Source organism: Sphingobacteriales bacterium (assembly GCA_016699615.1).
Taxonomy (GTDB): Bacteria; Bacteroidota; Bacteroidia; order Chitinophagales; family JADIYW01; genus JADJSS01.
On record CP064984.1, the window covers coordinates 2,900,647 to 2,918,372 of the forward strand.

At 28.0% G+C, this 17,726-nt stretch carries 23 protein-coding genes and 1 pseudogene; 8 read left to right on the forward strand and 16 right to left on the reverse strand.

Annotated elements, in window-relative coordinates:
* Positions 1-10: 10 nt before the first annotated feature.
* Entirely contained in the window at positions 11-1,162 is a 1,152-nt protein-coding gene (locus IPK18_13835) for an acyltransferase (GenBank protein QQR97881.1), read from the reverse strand.
* 43 nt (positions 1,163-1,205) lie between these two features.
* On the opposite strand from IPK18_13835, the gene IPK18_13840 reads away from it, so the two are divergent.
* From IPK18_13840 to IPK18_13870, 7 genes and pseudogenes are all read left to right on the forward strand, one after another.
* Positions 1,206-1,874 carry a transglutaminase domain-containing protein gene (locus IPK18_13840; GenBank protein ID QQR97882.1) on the forward strand — a complete coding sequence of 223 codons (669 nt, stop codon included), beginning with the start codon at positions 1,206-1,208 and terminating at the stop codon, positions 1,872-1,874.
* Between the two features lie 147 nt (positions 1,875-2,021).
* Positions 2,022-2,471 (forward strand): 50S ribosomal protein L13, encoded by a 450-nt coding sequence (gene rplM, locus IPK18_13845; protein QQR97883.1) that lies wholly within the window; start codon positions 2,022-2,024, stop codon positions 2,469-2,471.
* Between the two features lie 3 nt (positions 2,472-2,474).
* Positions 2,475-2,872, forward strand: a pseudogene (rpsI, locus tag IPK18_13850) (30S ribosomal protein S9).
* Positions 2,873-2,905: 33 nt separating this feature from the next.
* The gene (gene rpsB, locus IPK18_13855) at positions 2,906-3,646 is read left to right on the forward strand and encodes a 30S ribosomal protein S2 (GenBank protein ID QQR97884.1); all 741 of its coding nucleotides are present in this window, start codon (positions 2,906-2,908) and stop codon (positions 3,644-3,646) included.
* Between the two features lie 47 nt (positions 3,647-3,693).
* Positions 3,694-4,530 (forward strand): elongation factor Ts, encoded by an 837-nt coding sequence (locus IPK18_13860; protein ID QQR97885.1) that lies wholly within the window; start codon positions 3,694-3,696, stop codon positions 4,528-4,530.
* 52 nt (positions 4,531-4,582) lie between these two features.
* Positions 4,583-4,852 carry a hypothetical protein gene (locus tag IPK18_13865; GenBank protein QQR97886.1) on the forward strand — a complete coding sequence of 90 codons (270 nt, stop codon included), beginning with the start codon at positions 4,583-4,585 and terminating at the stop codon, positions 4,850-4,852.
* A gap of 17 nt (positions 4,853-4,869) precedes the next feature.
* The gene (locus IPK18_13870; GenBank protein QQR97887.1) at positions 4,870-5,583 is read left to right on the forward strand and encodes a UMP kinase; all 714 of its coding nucleotides are present in this window, start codon (positions 4,870-4,872) and stop codon (positions 5,581-5,583) included.
* On the opposite strand, the gene IPK18_13875 is transcribed toward IPK18_13870, so the two are convergent.
* The 4 genes from IPK18_13875 to IPK18_13890 are packed head-to-tail and all read right to left on the reverse strand — an operon-like array spanning position 5,580 to position 8,945.
* Positions 5,580-6,158 (reverse strand): phosphatase PAP2 family protein, encoded by a 579-nt coding sequence (locus tag IPK18_13875; GenBank protein ID QQR97888.1) that lies wholly within the window; start codon positions 6,156-6,158, stop codon positions 5,580-5,582. The two genes, IPK18_13870 and IPK18_13875, sit on opposite strands and share 4 nt — an antisense overlap.
* A complete protein-coding gene (locus IPK18_13880) occupies positions 6,158-6,805 on the reverse strand; it encodes an SDR family NAD(P)-dependent oxidoreductase (protein QQR97889.1) in 648 nt (215 codons plus the stop codon). The genes IPK18_13875 and IPK18_13880 overlap by 1 nt, the downstream gene beginning before the upstream one ends.
* 7 nt (positions 6,806-6,812) lie before the next feature.
* Positions 6,813-7,553: a class I SAM-dependent methyltransferase gene (locus IPK18_13885; GenBank protein ID QQR97890.1), complete on the reverse strand. Its 741-nt coding sequence runs from the start codon at positions 7,551-7,553 to the stop codon at positions 6,813-6,815.
* Positions 7,554-7,556: 3 nt separating this feature from the next.
* Entirely contained in the window at positions 7,557-8,945 is a 1,389-nt protein-coding gene (locus IPK18_13890) for an MBL fold metallo-hydrolase (GenBank protein ID QQR97891.1), read from the reverse strand.
* An 85-nt stretch (positions 8,946-9,030) separates the two neighbouring features.
* Between IPK18_13890 and IPK18_13895 the strand changes: the two genes are divergently transcribed.
* Entirely contained in the window at positions 9,031-9,498 is a 468-nt protein-coding gene (locus IPK18_13895; protein ID QQR97892.1) for a hypothetical protein, read from the forward strand.
* Here the strand turns inward: IPK18_13895 and IPK18_13900 are convergent.
* The 11 genes from IPK18_13900 to IPK18_13950 all read right to left on the reverse strand — a co-directional run bounded on the left by IPK18_13900 (position 9,472) and on the right by IPK18_13950 (position 17,696).
* A complete protein-coding gene (locus tag IPK18_13900) occupies positions 9,472-10,185 on the reverse strand; it encodes a hypothetical protein (GenBank protein QQR97893.1) in 714 nt (237 codons plus the stop codon). The two genes, IPK18_13895 and IPK18_13900, sit on opposite strands and share 27 nt — an antisense overlap.
* A 115-nt stretch (positions 10,186-10,300) precedes the next feature.
* Positions 10,301-10,849: a hypothetical protein gene (locus IPK18_13905; GenBank protein QQR97894.1), complete on the reverse strand. Its 549-nt coding sequence runs from the start codon at positions 10,847-10,849 to the stop codon at positions 10,301-10,303.
* On the reverse strand, positions 10,850-11,344 hold the full coding sequence (locus IPK18_13910) for a DUF456 domain-containing protein (protein QQR97895.1): 495 nt from the start codon (positions 11,342-11,344) through the stop codon (positions 10,850-10,852).
* Positions 11,344-11,904 carry a DUF4230 domain-containing protein gene (locus IPK18_13915; GenBank protein QQR97896.1) on the reverse strand — a complete coding sequence of 187 codons (561 nt, stop codon included), beginning with the start codon at positions 11,902-11,904 and terminating at the stop codon, positions 11,344-11,346. The genes IPK18_13910 and IPK18_13915 overlap by 1 nt, the downstream gene beginning before the upstream one ends.
* Before the next feature lie 184 nt (positions 11,905-12,088).
* A complete protein-coding gene (locus IPK18_13920; protein QQR97897.1) occupies positions 12,089-12,826 on the reverse strand; it encodes a hypothetical protein in 738 nt (245 codons plus the stop codon).
* 37 nt (positions 12,827-12,863) lie between these two features.
* Entirely contained in the window at positions 12,864-13,544 is a 681-nt protein-coding gene (locus IPK18_13925; protein QQR97898.1) for a hypothetical protein, read from the reverse strand.
* 143 nt (positions 13,545-13,687) lie between these two features.
* On the reverse strand, positions 13,688-14,422 hold the full coding sequence (locus tag IPK18_13930) for a hypothetical protein (GenBank protein QQR97899.1): 735 nt from the start codon (positions 14,420-14,422) through the stop codon (positions 13,688-13,690).
* Positions 14,423-14,550: 128 nt separating this feature from the next.
* A complete protein-coding gene (locus tag IPK18_13935) occupies positions 14,551-15,285 on the reverse strand; it encodes a hypothetical protein (protein ID QQR97900.1) in 735 nt (244 codons plus the stop codon).
* A 16-nt stretch (positions 15,286-15,301) separates the two neighbouring features.
* Complete coding sequence (locus IPK18_13940; GenBank protein ID QQR97901.1) at positions 15,302-15,778, reverse strand: hypothetical protein; 477 nt, start codon at positions 15,776-15,778, stop codon at positions 15,302-15,304.
* Between the two features lie 24 nt (positions 15,779-15,802).
* Positions 15,803-16,753: a hypothetical protein gene (locus IPK18_13945; GenBank protein QQR97902.1), complete on the reverse strand. Its 951-nt coding sequence runs from the start codon at positions 16,751-16,753 to the stop codon at positions 15,803-15,805.
* Positions 16,754-16,964: 211 nt separating this feature from the next.
* Positions 16,965-17,696 (reverse strand): hypothetical protein, encoded by a 732-nt coding sequence (locus IPK18_13950; GenBank protein QQR97903.1) that lies wholly within the window; start codon positions 17,694-17,696, stop codon positions 16,965-16,967.
* Between the last annotated feature and the right edge of the window lie 30 nt (positions 17,697-17,726).

The following is a 17,726-nucleotide window of genomic DNA, read 5'->3' on the forward strand; positions in this document are numbered from 1 at the left end:
AAATAATGATTTAGGAAATATTAGGAAATTTTGAGTCTCTGATGCCTAAGAATAATTTTTCAATCAACTGATAATTTATATAAGACAATACATAAACAGCTACAAAATAGATTGTACCAAAAATTAAACTTTGTGTAATTGTATTAGGTACTATTTTTTGGTGAAAGAATAGATAATATATAAACAAATGAATTAAATACATAGAATATGAAATCTTACTTGTTATAGCAAAAAATATATTGCCAATTTTTATATTTTTTATTGAGTAGAAGTATGGGAAACACATTGCAAACAATACAGCAGAAATAGGAGAGAAGCCATAATTTATAAAGTTTTTAATATACATATTATTTCTATACAATTCATAGTTGTTTTCAAAAATTAGGTAAAAAATATTTATAAAAAATAGTAACAAAATACACGAAATAATAAATAATACATTTTTGTATTTAAAAAAATATGCTTTATAATAATGATACAACCATGATGTAATTGCACCAATGCAAAGACTATCAAATCTAAAAATTACAATTTTCCGTATATCTTCATCAAAGTCAGTTGTAGTATTTTGCACAAAAATTAGCTTTAACACAACTATTGCAACAAGTATTGCAATTGATGAAAATAAAAATGCAGACTTTACATTATGCTTTAAAAGATTTATAAATGTAATAAGTACTAATGGCGAAATTAGATAGTACCATTCTTCAACAGCCAAGCTCCATGCTTCTCTAAAAAATGAAGGATGTGGTGTATATATATTTTGCAAAAAAAATAAATATCGCCTGTCAAAAGTATATTTTTTGATAATGACACAAAATATCAGAATATTCAAAAACAAAATCCAATAGTAATTTGGCAATGTTCGCAACCATCTTCTAATCCAAAATTTTCTAAAAAGAATATCAAAGCTTAATTTCTCTTTGCTTAATATATCTAACAAAATCTTAGAAATTAAAAATCCACTTAAAACAAAAAACAACTCAATAGCTAAAAAAGATAAAACACCACTAATTGCCAAAAATTTTCCTACAAATATTCCTAAAAATGGAATATAAATTAATGGATTAAACAAAGTTGATGCATGTGCAAATACAACCATTAAAATTGCCAAACTTCTCAAAATATCTAAGCCTAAAATTCTGTTGGATAAGTCTTTCAATATTTTTTTTCGCTAATTTAATGCTAAAATGTATATTCGCAACATGAAAAATGCACCATTTGGAATTGAATTATATTTACAACCTACATTTTTTATAGATAGTAATCATCCAGATGTAATTGAATATACTAAAAAAATTATACAAGACGAAACAAATCCTACACAACAAGCAATACTATTGTATAATGCTGTGAGAGACGATTTTAAATACAATCCATACAATATAAATCTAAAACACGAAGAATTAAAAGCAAGTACACTATTAAATAGAGCAAGTAAAAGTGGCTATTGTACAGAAAAAGCATGCCTTTTAGCAGCATGTCTTCGTGTTGTCAATATACCAAGTAGAATGTGTTTTTTCGATGTAAAGAACCATATTGGTGTAGATAAATTTATAGATATCATTAAAACAGATGTACTTACATTTCATGCATGTACAGATATCTATTTGGAAGAAAAATGGGTAAAAGCAACACCAGCTTTTAATAAAGAATTATGCAACAAGCAAGGTGTTCCTGTGTTAGAATTTGATGGAAAAACAGACTCAATTTTTCAACAATTTGATGAACATGGCAATAAATTTATGGAATATCTACAAGATTTTGGTTCATTTCACGATATACCACATGATATGTTTGTAGCACAACTGAAAAAACATTATGGACATTTCTTTCAGAATGAAGAAAGTTTCAGAGCCATGTTTAAGGCATAAAGCCTTGTTAATATAAATTTAATATACAATTTTATATTGATTATCAGCAATTTACATAAATTATTAGATACAAATACAAGTGCATATATATAATTTTAGCGTAAAATACTATCTTCGCACACTCAAAAAATACAATTTACGCAAATAATGAGAAATTTAAGTTATAAAACAAGAACAGTAGTACCAAAAGATGTTGATAGAACATGGTATTTGGTAGATGCAGAAAATAAAACCTTAGGTAGATTATCTTCTGAAATTGCAAAAATTTTACAAGGAAAAAACAAAGCATCTTACACACCAAATATTGACAATGGTGACTATGTGGTTATCATCAATGCAGAAAAAGTTGCGCTTTCTGGAAATAAATTAAATGCAAAAGTGTACATCAGACACACAGGATATCCTGGTGGACAAAGATTTATGACACCTAAAGAAGCATTGGTAAAAAAACCTGAGTTTATTTTAGAGAATGCAATTAAGCACATGCTTCCAAGAACAAGATTAGGAAGAGCAATGTATAAAAAATTATTTGTATATGCTGGAACTGCACATCCACATGCTGCACAGAACCCTAAACAGTTAAATATAAACATATAATAAATGGCAAGTACAACAACAACAAACGGCTTAGGCAGAAGAAAAACTGCAGTAGCAAGAGTGTATTTAAAGTCTGGTAATGGTGCTGTTACCATCAATGGCAAACCAGCTGACCAATATATTTCATTAAAATATCTATTAGATAGAGCTGTGAAACCACTTATCGTTTGCAAAGACAAGAAGGAAAATTTGATGTAAACATCAATGTAAAAGGTGGTGGAATTAAAGGACAAGCTGAGGCAATTTCTTTAGGTATTGCTCGTGCTTTAATCAAAATAGATGAAACTTTAAAACCTGCTTTAAAAGCTGAAAGTTTAACTACCAGAGATCCAAGAATGGTAGAGCGTAAGAAATTTGGTAAGAAAAAAGCACGTAAAAGCTTTCAATTTAGCAAACGTTAATATTATATTTTATATTATAAAAAAGATACAAGAATGTCTACAATATCTCAACAAGAATTATTAGATGCTGGAGTTCACTTCGGACATTTAAAGAAAAAATGGAATCCAAAAATGTTACCATATATTTTTATGGAACGTAAAGGTATTCACATCATAGACTTGAATAAAACTCAAGAAAAATTAGAAGAAGCAGGTGCAGTAATGAAATCTATTTCTAAATCTGGAAGAAAAATTTTGTTTGTTGCTACAAAAAAACAAGCAAAAGAAATCGTTTCAGAAGCAGCAAAAACGATTAATATGCCATTTGTTACTGAAAGATGGTTAGGTGGTATGCTAACAAACTTCACTACTATCAGAAAATCTATCAAGAAAAAACAAAGCATAGAGAAAATGTTAGGTGATGGTGCATTAAACAACATCACTAAGAAAGAAAAATTAATGCTTAGCCGTCAACAACAAAAATTAGACAAAGTATTAGGTGGTATTGAAAACTTACCAAGAATACCAGCTGCATTATTTTTAGTAGATATATCTCATGAGCATTTAGCTTTAGCTGAAGCAAAAAAATTAGGCTTAAAAACTATTGGTATTGTTGATACAAATTCAGATCCAAATTTAGTAGACTTCGCAATTCCTGCAAATGATGATGCTACAAAATCTATACAAATAATTGTGAACTACATTGTAGAACAAGTAAAAGATGGATTAGCGGAGCGTAAAAAAGATAAAGAAGAAACAGAATCTAAATCTGAGCAAGCAATCTCAAACGAATAAGAAATTATTCAACAAACAAATTATTAAATAATTCATAAAATTATTATATGTCAGTAAATATATCGGCAGCAGAAGTAAATAAATTAAGACAAGAAACTGGAGCAGGATTGATGGATTGCAAAAAAGCACTAGTAGAAACTAATGGCGATTTTGAAGCAGCAATTGACTACTTAAGAAAAAAAGGTGCTAAAATAGCTGCAAATAGAGCAGAAAGAGAAGCAAATGAAGGTGTTGTTATTGCATTAACTAGCAATGATGGTACATTTGGTATTGCAGTAAACTTATGTTCTGAAACAGACTTTGTTGCAAAAAATGAAGACTTTATCAACTTAGCAAAAAATATTGCACAAATAGCTTTAGACAATCAAATCACTAATATAGACGATTTACATAATTGTATGATTGATGGTGTTACTATCAAAGATAAATTATTAGATACCGTTGCTAAAATTGGTGAAAAAATTGAAGTTAAGAAATTTGAATTCATTAAAGGAAATGGAGTTGTTCCATATATCCACATGGGTTACAGAATGGGTGTTTTAGTTGAATTAAACAAAGCACTTAATGATTCAAATATAGTGATTGGAAAAGATGTTGCTATGCAAATAGTCGCAATGAATCCAATTGCAGTAGATGGTACTGGCGTTTCTGAAGAAGTAAAAGCAAGAGAAAAAGCAGTAGCAAGAGAAAAAGCAATTGAAGCAGGAAAACCAGAAAACATTGTAGACAAAATTGCTGAAAATGCTGTAAATACAATGATTAAAGAATCTACATTGTTGAACATGCCGTTTGTGAAAGACACAAGTAAAACAGTTGAACAGTATGTGAAATCTGAAGATAAAGAACTACAAGTGTTATCCTTTAAACGTGTAACATTATCATAAATTCAAAAAGAGAACTATTTTAGTTCTCTTTTTTTTTGTCTATCTTTATATTATGAAAAAATTATACTATATCTTTTTATTAATGTTAATGCTATCATTAACTTTTTCATCTTGTGGAAAAAAAGAAGATTGTGCCAATTGCAAGGCATACATTGCTGTAGACCAAACAGTACTTTTAGTTTGGACAATTGATTCGTTACAAAAATATGTTCCGGATGCAAAAAGTTCTGATTGGTGCAAATTATTAGAAAATTTTAATGGCCAAGAATTAAGTGTTCCAAACCTACCAATTACAGGCACACTCAACAAATCTTGCGAATAAAAACATCAAATTATTATATGTCAGACATAAAAAAGAAAAGAATCTTATTAAAACTTAGTGGTGAAGCCTTGATGGGCGACCAAAATTTTGGAATTCAAGCACAAACATTAGATAGCTTTGCTGATGAAATTGCAGAAGTGTTATCGCATGGCTATGAAGTAGGAATTGTGATTGGTGGTGGCAATATTTTTAGAGGCTTACAAGCTGGAAATATTGGCATTGAACGTTCGCAAGGTGACTACATGGGTATGTTGGCAACTGTTATAAATGGAATGGCATTACAAGGTGCTTTAGAATCCAAAGGTGTATACACCAGATTAATGTCTGCACTAAATATACAACAAGTTTGCGAGCAATATATAAGACGCCGAGCAATAAGACATCTTGAGAAAAAAAGATGTATTATAATGGCAGCAGGAACAGGAAATCCATTTTTTACAACTGATACAGCAGCTGCACTTAGAGCAAACGAAATTGAAGCTGATCTAATCTTAAAAGGTACTAGTGTAGATGGTGTTTATGATGCTGACCCTAAAAAAGTACCTGATGCAAAAAAATATGATACTATTTCTTTTGATGAAGTATTGATAAAAAATTTAAGAATAATGGACCAAACGGCATTTGCATTATGCAGAGAAAATAAGATGCCTATCATTGTTTTTAATATCAAAGAAAAAGGAAATATTCTTAGAATTCTTCAAGGAGAAAAAATAGGCACTTTAATTTCCTAAATTAGATATCTTCTAAAAATTTCATACCATAAAATGGCAATTAATATGCCATAGATATATCCTATTAGGATATCTAATGGATAATGTACGCCAACATAAATTTGTGCAAAACCAACTAGTATTGGCCATAATATTATAAGTATGGTGTATAGTTTATTTTTGAATAATGGAATTTGTAATAAACCAAATGAAATAAAAGCGTGATTGGCTGCATGTGAAGATGGAAAACTCCATTTTCCACCACAAGAATCCAATAATAATCTTACTTGTAAAAAATCATTGTAGCATGGACGTACACGATGAAAAAATGGTTTTAAAAATTGATGTGTACTAAAATCTACAATTGCAAAGCCAATTACAAAATATAATACATAAAGTATAAATTTATTTTTAAATTTATTATACATTAAAACAAACAGAAAAATATATACTGGAACCCAAGTGAATTTATTTCTGAGAATTGGCATCAGAAAATCAAAAAAACTATTGGCAATTGTTTGATTGATAAATTTGAATAAAGAATCATCAAAACTGTATATCAATATTGCTATTTTGTATACAATAGCTTCAAGCATTAATATTGAATTTCAAATTGATTGCGTTCAGTATTTAATTTCCAAAATTGCTCTGCTATTTGTGGTGCATTGTATTTTTCATCGCTATCTTGTACAAAGCCGCAAACTGTAACTGTGCCTACATAAATGTTTTTTGGCTTTAGTGTAATGTGCAATGATTCTGCTAAACTTCTTAAACCTGCTTTGCCAATTGATAGTGAGCCATATTCTGGATCTGGATGTAATGCCAAACCACCACCTGTCAATAAAATTGTGCCGACATTATTTTTTTCCATATCTGGAAGCACTAAATGTATAGCTGTGAGTGCTGCTGCAACGTTGGTTTTAAAATCTTTGGTTATGCTATCTGCTGTTTCTTCAGCAATATTTACTTGTTTATTTTTCGATGCATTGTACAGCAAAGTATCAATAAAACCTATATTTTCCCAAATTTGTTCAAACACATCTTTCATAGAATCACTATCTTTTGCATCAGCAACATAGTATTGTACACTAATATCTTTTTGTTGTAATTCATCAGAAATTTCTTGTAGTTTTTCTTTACTTCTTGCTATTAATATTACATGATAACCTTCTGAACCAAATTTTTCTGCGACTGATTTACTAATTCCTTTTCCTGAACCTATGATTACAATATTTTTACTCATAATATGTTTATTTTTTTAATAACAATATATATCTATCAGATAATTTAGAATTATATTTATTCAATTTATAATCTCCAAATTCTTGTACAATGGTAAATCCAGCTTGATTTGCAAATTGATGAAAATGATGTGGCATCAACGCTTGTACTTCTTCTCTATAAATATAAATATTTTTTTCTTTTTCTACCTTAATGTGTTTAATAATTTTTCCATTTTCTACAACTCTTCTGATGTAAAAATCTATATTATCTATTTCTTTTTTTTCTCGTGGTACTAAGTTTTTAATTACTTTTTCTGTGTTCATAAAATCTATTAAAAAGTAGCCACTGTCTTGCAACATTTTATATACACTATCAAAAACAGCTTCATTATCTTTTAATTGCTCAAAGTACCCGATACTTGTAAATAAATTTAAAACATATTTAAAATAATTTAATCTAAAAGGTTGTCGCATATCATGTACATAAAATTCTAAGTTGGGTAGTTTGTACATTGTATTGGCATACTCTATACTATTTTTTGACAAGTCTACACCAACTACATCATATCCTTTTTCTGCTAAATAGTGTGCGTGTCTGCCTTTGCCACATGCTAAATCTAATATTCTACCATAATCTATAGTTAATGTATTCGTTAGATTATCCATAAATGTATGTGCCTCATGGTGATCTCTATTTTTGTATAATGTATGATAAAATGGAGAGTCGAACCACGTTTCGAACCAAGGTTTTGCTGTTGTATCTTGCATAGATTAATTATTAAGTTTAAATATTTCTCCTAATTTAGGAATTTCAATTGTAGCAAATCCATCATTCAGTAAATTTGCTTTAAAGCGTTCTTGCCTTTTTGTTTCGCCGTGTACCAAAAATATTTTGTGTGCTTTTTTTTGATTACTTAAAAATTTTCTCATTTCGCCATCATCAGCATGTGCACTCATACTTCCTAATATTTCAATACTTGCATTTACTTTTTTTTCAATACCAAATATTTTCACAATCTCTGGCTTTTTTACCAACTTAGCACCAAGTGTTCCTTCTGCACAATATCCAACAATTAAAATTGTATTTTCTGTTTTTTCTATTTCATGAAAGATGTGGTGTTTTACTCGTCCTGCTTCTGCCATACCTGATGCACTGATAATGATGCATGGTTCATTTTGCTCATTAAGCATTTTAGATTGTTCTTTAGTTTTTACATATGTCAAACCATTCCAACCAAATGGATTATCATCTTTTAATAAGTGTTCCTCAATACCATCATCCATGCATTCTGGGTGCATTCTAAATATTTCTGTTGCATTAATTGCTAATGGACTATCTAAATAGACTGGAATTGCTGGCAATTTTCCATCTAAATACAACATATCTAATTTATACAATAATTCTTGTGTTCTGCCAATGCTAAATGCTGGAATAATTAATTTTCCTTTTTTTTCTATACATGTATTGGTAATTATACTTAGTATTTTTTCTATTTCTTGTGGTGATTCTAAATGTGTTTCGCCACCATAAGTTGATTCTGTTACAACAAAATCTGCTTCTGGCATAAATTCTGGATCACGAAGAATTGGTCTATTCCATCTTCCAATATCGCCCGAAAATGCAATTCTAGTTTTCTTATTATCTTCATCAATTTCTAATGTAATACTTGCACTTCCTAAAATATGTCCTGTGTCTTTAAAAATTGCTCTTACATCATTATCTACCCAAAACCATTTATCGTATTCAACAGTTCTAAATAATTTGAGTGCTTTTTTCACATCTTCTTCGGTGTATAATGGTTTTGCATTTTTTATGCCTCTTTTCTGTGCATATTTAGCATCATTTATTTGTATATGTGCGCTATCTAATAACATAATGGCACACAAATCTCTGGTGGCTGATGTGCAATATATTTTTCCATTAAATCCATCTTTTACAAGTTTTGGAATTCTGCCTGAATGGTCAATATGTGCATGAGATAAAATTAATGCATCAACATCTTCTGGTTTATAGTACCATTGGTTGTTGAAATTGAGCATTTCTTCTGTATTTCCTTGATATAGACCACAATCTAAGATATATTGTTTGCCATTGTTTAGTTTTATTAGATGATTGCTTCCTGTTACTGTTTGAGCTGCACCACAAAATTGTATTTCCATTTAGTAAAAATTATGATTTAAAATTATGAAATATAATTGCAATATTATAATTTGCAGCATCGTTAAACTACAAAAATAAATTATTATGTTTCAAGAATTATTAAACAATATACAAGAAAAAATACAAACGCAAATTCAAGATAAATTTGGCTTGAATGCAGACCAAACATCGCAAAGTACAACTGTGTTGGTTGAGAATTTTAAGAAATTCTTTTCTGAAGATTTGATGAGTGGCAATTTTTCAAATATAAAATCTTTGTTTGAAAATGGAATTCAAAATATAAAAGACAATCCTGGATTGCAAAATTTTCAAAATAATATTTTAACTGACTTGAAAGACAAAGTTGGTTTGAGTGAAGAAATGGCAAGTAAAGTAAAAGATTTTCAGATTACTGAATTGTTTTCTTCTATTCAAAATGAATTTGCTGGCGAAGATGGCAAACCTGATTTTTCTAAAATCATGTCTAAATTAGATTTAGGTTCTTTGCAAGAAAAAGCACAAGAATTATTAGGTGGAAAATTTGACTTAGGCAGTATTTTTGGAAAAAAATAATTGAGTAACAATTTTGTTGCTGAAATAGAATGCTGGTATAGCCATAAGCATGTCTACTATTTGTATTCGCATAACTAGATAAGTCATGAATACAAACATTATTAATAGAAATATTAATTTGTTATCGTATTTTTTGGTAAAAATGCCTACGACAAAACTTATTTGTGTAACAAAAAGCATCATGAAGGCAATGTATGCATAGTAGACATTGCTACGCAAAATGGTTGCAATTTTATAGGTAAGATGATTTGGATTGAGTACTTGCAAATCTACATGTTGCTCATACATTACATACTGAAAATGATTTAGTGTGAAGATTGCATGGTTGTGAATTTTATGATAAGCAGCAGAAACTAAAATAAAGATTACAAAGTATCGCACAAATTCTATCATTAACTTTTCATCTTCATTTTTGAAAAACATAGGTATTAATGCAATAAAAATTAGCACGCCACTTTTTGAATGCATACATGAATATGTTTCTACTGTAATGTGTTGAATAAAAAACAGTATTAATAATAAACACTTGAGTATTAGATTAAATTTATTACTAATAAACAAATATATTATTAATAATAATATACTAATATCTATCACTAAAGAAAAATATGGATGACCAATTAAAAATTGTGGAATCTTAGTAAGTAGAAAAAACCAAAAAGTATAATCTAATTCTGGTGCTTTCATTGGCTGATATGCGATTGAATATAAATACCTTCCAGAAAACAAACGTATAATATATAGAAAAAAGAAAATTAGCAAGACACTTTTTTCATAGCTAATACTTATATATTTATTTTTATTATTCATTTTGAATAGTGTAGTATGTTAGCGTATCAATAGGTTGATATATATTGTCTTTAAATTTTAATTTAATTTCTTTAAATTCTAAAATTTTAAATGAGTTACTAATGTTTGCTTTTACATAATTTTTGAACCAAATTTTATATGCATATTCATAATCTGATTTATCATTTAAAATACGTCCTTGTGTATAATTATAAATTACATCATTTTTGAAAAATCTAGTTCTACTATCTACAACACTTTTCATTGGATCTTGAAAATTTTGTGATACTTGCCAATTGTACATTTTATTTGTTTTAAAAATAATTTCTTCTTTCCAAATTGGTAATTGTGTATGGTTGTATATTTTTCCATCTAGTGCAATAACAAAAACACTTGTTTCGTTTGGTGGCAAATATGGTCTTGAATACATATCCCAAACAAACCATGGAAATGAATGTATGCGTTTTTGATTAAAATATATTTGAAAAAAAATAAAAGCAACAACAAATACAAATAAAATTTTATTAGAACTAAACAATCTATATAAATAGAAATTATTCATCTAAAATAATGTTACTTTAATAAAATGTACTGCGATAAACACCACTAAAATTATTTTCAAACCACTGGTAAGCAAAAAACCTATAAATGAACCAATACCAGATTTTATGGCAACTTGCATATCTTCGCCTGCAATCAACTCTCCAATGATTGCACCCAACAATGGACAAATAACTATTGAAATTCCGCCAAATGGTGATAAAAATATGCCAACCAAAATACCAACAAAACTACCACGAATGCCAGCTTTGGTGCCACCAAACTTTTTGGTTCCCCAAATTGGAATGAAATTATCAATTATTAAAACAAATACAATTACAACAGCATACACTATCAACATCCAAACTGGAATTTCTTGTTTTAAGCCTAAAACATAATGTGCTAAAAGCAATGAAATATAGGCAATTGGTGGTCCAGGAAGTGGTGGCAATACACAACTTGCTAATCCAATAATGATTAAAATAATACCTATGGTTACTACAATTGCTAATTCCATTAATTTAATTCTTGTATATTTTTTTGAGATAATTCTTTTCCATCAACCAATACTTTCCAGCCAGTGCTTTTTGCCATATAATAGATTAATTCCAGATGCTCAAATCTTTGCTCGTTGGCTTGTTGAATAATATTTGTTTGTTTCGATTTGTCTAAAATTAATTGCTTCGCTTTATCTTGTAATGCTGTGAGTGTTTTTTCATCAAATGAATTAAACACACCATTTTGCATATCATAGTATGACACAGTATGGTCTATTGCTAAAATTTCTGCACTAGGCATATTTTTAATTATAATTTCTTTTTCGTTTTCTTTAATTTCTATTTTTAATTTATTCAAATCTATACCAACTAATACTTTTGCATCTACTTTTATAATTGCTTTTTTTCTAAAGCCAGGAAAATCTATATAATCATAATCTTGATAGGTGAGTAGCTCAGAAAAATTGGCTTCTACGCTTACCATTTTCATTACCTTTTCTATTTTATTGACCATTACACTACTATCAATACTTTCAACAGGCGTGCTAGTTTTCCATTTGAAATAAAAAAATACTGACAAAAAAATCAGCAATATTATTGATATAGAAATTACCTTACTTTTCATCCTCAAGATTAATTAAGTAAAGATAAAAGTATTTGAGATTATTTTGTTATAAATAATAAAATATGAACTAAAAAAGCTCGAAGTAAAATACTTCGAGCAAGAATAGATTTAAGATTATTGTGGTAAAATTCATTTTCAATTATTCATTGGGAATAGTTATATGATGATAGCCTCTAAAATCGACACCAGCTTCATCTTTTGTTTCTACTAATAGACAAGCAGTTGCAAAGTCACGCCATTTTGGAACAGAAATTCCAATTGCATCTGCATCGACAGAAACAAATCCTAAATTATTATCAATTACACTATATGAATAAGCGTGATTAAATAGTACATTTCTAAGTTCTATCTCTGGATTATTTATATATGAGAATGTATATGAATATACATAATTTGGATAAATAGAGAATGTAGAATATCTTATAGTTTGTGTGGCAGACTTATTTTTTACATAAAACAAAGGTGCACTTGATGTTTTATACATTTCTGCATATCTGTTTGTAACTATTATAGATACACTTGGTTTGTAATTTGTAGTGCATTTACTTAATATTGGCTCATTATTAGAATTTCTTTTAAAATTAAGCAAAATTGTATTTTTACTATCAACTACAATTGTAATACTACTATCACCTGAAATTTTGAACCCTTCGCTATTATTTGCAAAATTTACATCATTTTTCACATCTTGATAATGTGCATACAAGACAGAGCCATGATACTTAAAATAAATTAATCCAAAACCATTTCCTGCATTTTCAATTGCAATGTAGTAATCTTTGATTTCATCAGCAAATGTTGTTGTTGTGTCTTCTTTTTTGCATGATATGGCTAAGAGTGTCATTAGCGTTATCATAATTAATGTTATTTTTTTCATGTTGTTGATTTGTATTAATGATAAAAAATATAATAAATTACATTTCTGTGAAAGTTCCTGTGAATCTAGATTTATAATATTGATCAGCATATTGTGTAATTAATTTATTATCTATTAAGATTAGTAATTCTTCATCTTTTAAAGAAGAATCTATTGAATTAGGTAATATTGCATAACTTGCAATATTAAATAGATTAGTATATGTTGTTAATCTTTTTGTTTGACCTATAATAAATCCTGCTTCATAATTAGCAATGTTATTATTAAATGCATAGAAGTAATTATTGTATTTTATAACTCCTAAATAATTATAATATTTCCCCGAAAATGTTTTGCCAAGTAATTGATTTGTTGCTGGAATTTTTATTAGCCTACATTTACCTGTTTCAACACTACTACCATCAGAAAATGAAATTTTATTAGAATCCAAGACTACTGTATACTCGTTATTAATTAATAGTGTATTCTTACCTACTATTTCATAAGTTGTAATTGACGTATCTAAGCCACCTGATTCAAATTCATAGAAATTTAATTTATTATTTGGTAAGAATTCAACAAGTGTATGTTTTAATCCATCTAAATCATCAATATATAAAATATAATCAAATGGGTTGTTGATGTCAAACTCATCTGAAGTTATGGTGTTTTTTTCTTTTTTGCATGACATAACTATGCATGTCATTAGCACAAATAATATTAATGTTATATTTTTCATGTTATTGTTTTTTATAGTAAATTTTTAAACTCCACAATTAGCAAAAGCATTAGCAACCAAAAACAAAAAGAGGTTAGTCTAATACTTATCTAAAAAATTCTACGTTTATTTATTTAAATTGATATATAGTTTAAATATTATGTTTAATATCGAATAGCAACATCATGTAGGTTTCTTAATGCAACATTAGGAAGAGCATCTTTTGTTTGTACTAATAATGATATTTTGTTATTATTTTTCCAATATGGAACAGAAATGCCAAATATTAATTCATTGCTTGATGCAAATCCTAAATTATTGCCAATGACATTAAATGTATAAGATATAAAATTACCATTTGAGATTATTTCAAATTTTGGTTCTTCAATATTTATAAATGAATAATCTCTAATATTAAAATTATATCCTATTCTATCTTCTAAAGATGTATTTTTTATATAAAAAAATGGTGCTTTAGATACACTATACATTTCTGTATAATAATATCCGAAAAAATTTAGACCGACTCCATTATTTCTAATATATGAACAATTTTTAAAAGATATTTCATTGTCAACATTTCTATTAAAATTAAGTGTTATACTTTTTCTTTCACTAACTACAACAGTAATACTGCTATCACCTAAGATTTTAAAATTATCACTATTTTCTATGTAGCTAATATTTGTATTTATATCCTGAAAATATACATATAGATTTGAGCCTTGAGTTTTAAAATATAGTATTCCAAAACCATTTAATGGATCTTCTATTGCAAAGTAATTATCTTTAATTTCTTCAACAAGAGGAGTTATTGTAATCTTTTTGATATCTTCTTTTTTACATGATATAGCTAAGAGTGTCATTAGCGTTATCATTATAAGTGTTGCTTTTTTCATGTTGTTATTTTTAATGATATAAAGTTTTAAAATTTTATATAGTAGTACAAATACTAATCGACGAACAACTGAAATAATCGATAAACGACAGATTTTTAGAAGTGAAAGATGACTTTTAGATATTTTTTTTATGGAAGCCAATATTGCAGTTTAGTAAACAAAAGATTTGTCCAATCTCCGCCACAATGTGTACTACATGAATTATCTGTATAACCACCACTTTTAGCTTTTATTGCAGATACAGCTGGAATTTTATTGTATAATGCTAAACCATTAAAATCACCTTCATTATTTCCACTACAATTTACAGCGTAAATAGGAATATGAAAATTTTGTGCATTCCATTCTCCAGATGCACCACAAGCTGCCAATACACCTTGACAAAAATCTAAAGAATTATCAATTGAGATTGCAGTAAGCAACATAAAACTTGCATAAGAGTAACCACCAACAACAGATTTAGTTTTGGCAACATTATATTTACCAGCAATGGCTTCTATACATTTTGCAAAATCTTTTGCTATAGTGACAGCACTTGCATTCCAATCGGAATTCCCAGGTGTTTTACTATATTGAACAACAGCAGCTAAATAGCCATTGTCGGCTGCTTTTTTACATAATTCATTTTCTGTAGAACCATCTAAGCTACCTACACTTGGATTATTTTCGTCGTTGCCACTACCTAATACAAGGATACCTTTATAAGTACTTGTGGTAGGCACATATATTCTGTAGGTAATTCCATTAGTAGTTTCTACTGTACTTCCAGAAATACTTTGATAATTATTACTTTTATTTTCTTTTTTGCATGATATGGCTAAGAGTGTCATTAGCGTTATCATGATTAATTTTATTTTTTTCATGTTGTTGATTGTTTTATTAGAAATTAATATCAGCACTATTAATTGTTGTATTGTCATTGGTATCATCATCTAAATCCAACAACTTAATATTGCTATTAATTAGTATTTTATTTCCATTAACTACTATTTTATAGTTGCTATTAACTGGTTTTGATAGCAAAATATAATCTGTACCTATTAAAACTTTTCCTGAAGGAACATTTGAAATAGTAGCTATTGAATTTTTTATAACCGTAAATTCTCCACCAGCTTCTGCTTCTTCTTTGCTATGAAATACAAACTGCAGTAATTTATAAGGCGATTTTTGCTCGCAAAGAATAGAATAATTTCCATTTGAAAATGTTTGTACTGAGGTATTACCATTATAAGTAACATCATCAATAGTATATATACCTGTTTTTCCAGTATTACCGTTATTGTCTTTTTTGCAACTTATTGCAAAAATGGTGCATATAAATAATGCGATTAGAGTTATTTTTTTTATTGTTTTCATAATTAAAAATATTTAGGTTAAAAATTATTCATAACGTTCACCTTGATAATAGCCATGTAGAACTTTATTGTCTTTATATCCTGTATAAAAATAACTTTCCATTTTCCAATGTGTATTATTTATATTATTAATAAGTACTTCTAAACTACCAACAAAAAAAGATGAATTTGGATTAGTTCCGGCTGCATTATTTGCATATGCAAAAATGTTGCTTTCAGCTAATGTATAATCAATTTTAGCTCTATTAAATTCAGAACTATTACTACCTATTTTGCTTGCATATATATTATATTTTTCAATTGGATATGGGTACCCAAATTTAAAATAAGCAGTATCATAAGCTGGCGTATAATTTTCGTTGTAATAGTTGCCCCAAAATACCGTGTTTCTAAATGAGTTGGTATCGCTAAAAGACATTAACGAATATTGACTAATCGCTGGTGTACTTAATGTATCTCCATAAAAATATGTATTTGCATAATAACCAAATAATTTCATATAAAGCACATGATTATTATTGTCGAACTTAATAGTTAAATAATCATCATGTTGATAATTATCAAGATTACGAAGTGTAATCTCATTAGATGATGTAATCTCATAACTACATAATTTTTTTATTATCTCACTCTCACCATAATTTGAATTTTTATTTGGATAAGCAATTGTGTATAGCGTTGCCACTTTAGAGATAGTATTACTAACAACAGAATCTTTAAACTCTATAAACAAAAAATCAAGGTCAATTATGGCACGATTTGAAATTCCAGGCATACCAAAAAAATAAGTAAATGTAGTATCAACAGTAAGTTTATGTTTTATATATAAACATTTTCTATTTAAATTATTTACATCTACAGTTGGTGCTGTAAGTGCATTTGGTCCTGCAGAAACAGCTTCATTTTTTTTACAGCTGGTAGTTATTATTATAACTAATAATAAAAGTGCTGTTGATAATTTTAAGATTTTTTTCATGTTGTTATTTTTATTAGGATAAAGTTTTAAAATTTTATATTGTAGTATAAACACTAATCGACGAACAACTGAAATAATCGACGAACAGCATGTTTTGAGATGTAAAAAATGAGATTTAGGAATAATAGAGGCAATTTTTATATACATAAAAAACTCGGAGTAGATACTCCGAGTTAAAACCTGCTTTATGATTTTTGATATCTATTTAAAATTATAAATAAAATTCAACTGCTTCGTGGTAGCCAGATTCAAAGTGAGGATCGTTTATATCTGAAATAAACAATAAGGTTGGTATATCATTACCTTTCCAAGTAGGCACAGATGCACCAAAAATGCGAGGATATGTATTCTTAATTAGTCCAAGATTATAATTTAATATATTAAAACTCATATCATTACTCACTACACCATCGTATTCCCAATGCCAAACATTACCAGCATCATAATCAAAATAAATATAAATATCTTCCGAATTAGAATTTGTATAAGTGTAATACTTACCGACTGAAGTTCCTTGTTTGCGATAAAATATTGGTGCATCTAAAATTTTAAACATTTCTACGTGTTTATATGGATTAGCAGTGCTTGAAACAGATTTTATTTTTATATTATTTTGATTGTCTTTTTCAAAAACTATGCTACTATACAACCCAATAAGTCCATTGTAAAAATTTAAAGTGTTATTTGAGTATGTAAATTTTGTATCAATACTACTATCTCCAACATATGTAAGTGAATTACTTTTATTCATAGATTTGAACGATTCAATTTTTCCATACGCAATAACTGGATAAATGACACTGAGTGCTTCAGCACCACCAGACAGTACTATATAATAGTCTTTTAATTCGTTAATTTCAATTGGTTTCGAATTTTCTTCTTTTTTACATGCTATCGTCAAGAATGTCATTAAAGATAGCATAATTATTATTACTTTTTTCATGTTGTTATTCTTATTATTGTAAAGTTTTAA

Excerpts from the sequence above, each read along its gene's own strand:
- IPK18_13840 (QQR97882.1), top strand. The coding sequence starts at position 1,206 with ATGAAAAATGCACCATTTGGAATTGAATTATATTTACAACCTACATTT.
- rplM (QQR97883.1), top strand. The coding sequence starts at position 2,022 with ATGAGAAATTTAAGTTATAAAACAAGAACAGTAGTACCAAAAGATGTT.
- rpsB (QQR97884.1), top strand. The coding sequence starts at position 2,906 with ATGTCTACAATATCTCAACAAGAATTATTAGATGCTGGAGTTCACTTC.
- IPK18_13860 (QQR97885.1), top strand. The coding sequence starts at position 3,694 with ATGTCAGTAAATATATCGGCAGCAGAAGTAAATAAATTAAGACAAGAA.
- IPK18_13865 (QQR97886.1), top strand. The coding sequence starts at position 4,583 with ATGAAAAAATTATACTATATCTTTTTATTAATGTTAATGCTATCATTA.
- IPK18_13870 (QQR97887.1), top strand. The coding sequence starts at position 4,870 with ATGTCAGACATAAAAAAGAAAAGAATCTTATTAAAACTTAGTGGTGAA.
- IPK18_13875 (QQR97888.1), bottom strand. The coding sequence starts at position 6,158 with ATGCTTGAAGCTATTGTATACAAAATAGCAATATTGATATACAGTTTT.
- IPK18_13880 (QQR97889.1), bottom strand. The coding sequence starts at position 6,805 with ATGAGTAAAAATATTGTAATCATAGGTTCAGGAAAAGGAATTAGTAAA.
- IPK18_13885 (QQR97890.1), bottom strand. The coding sequence starts at position 7,553 with ATGCAAGATACAACAGCAAAACCTTGGTTCGAAACGTGGTTCGACTCT.
- IPK18_13890 (QQR97891.1), bottom strand. The coding sequence starts at position 8,945 with ATGGAAATACAATTTTGTGGTGCAGCTCAAACAGTAACAGGAAGCAAT.
- IPK18_13895 (QQR97892.1), top strand. The coding sequence starts at position 9,031 with ATGTTTCAAGAATTATTAAACAATATACAAGAAAAAATACAAACGCAA.
- IPK18_13900 (QQR97893.1), bottom strand. The coding sequence starts at position 10,185 with ATGAAAGCACCAGAATTAGATTATACTTTTTGGTTTTTTCTACTTACT.
- IPK18_13905 (QQR97894.1), bottom strand. The coding sequence starts at position 10,849 with ATGAATAATTTCTATTTATATAGATTGTTTAGTTCTAATAAAATTTTA.
- IPK18_13910 (QQR97895.1), bottom strand. The coding sequence starts at position 11,344 with ATGGAATTAGCAATTGTAGTAACCATAGGTATTATTTTAATCATTATT.
- IPK18_13920 (QQR97897.1), bottom strand. The coding sequence starts at position 12,826 with ATGAAAAAAATAACATTAATTATGATAACGCTAATGACACTCTTAGCC.
- IPK18_13925 (QQR97898.1), bottom strand. The coding sequence starts at position 13,544 with ATGAAAAATATAACATTAATATTATTTGTGCTAATGACATGCATAGTT.
- IPK18_13930 (QQR97899.1), bottom strand. The coding sequence starts at position 14,422 with ATGAAAAAAGCAACACTTATAATGATAACGCTAATGACACTCTTAGCT.
- IPK18_13935 (QQR97900.1), bottom strand. The coding sequence starts at position 15,285 with ATGAAAAAAATAAAATTAATCATGATAACGCTAATGACACTCTTAGCC.
- IPK18_13940 (QQR97901.1), bottom strand. The coding sequence starts at position 15,778 with ATGAAAACAATAAAAAAAATAACTCTAATCGCATTATTTATATGCACC.
- IPK18_13945 (QQR97902.1), bottom strand. The coding sequence starts at position 16,753 with ATGAAAAAAATCTTAAAATTATCAACAGCACTTTTATTATTAGTTATA.
- IPK18_13950 (QQR97903.1), bottom strand. The coding sequence starts at position 17,696 with ATGAAAAAAGTAATAATAATTATGCTATCTTTAATGACATTCTTGACG.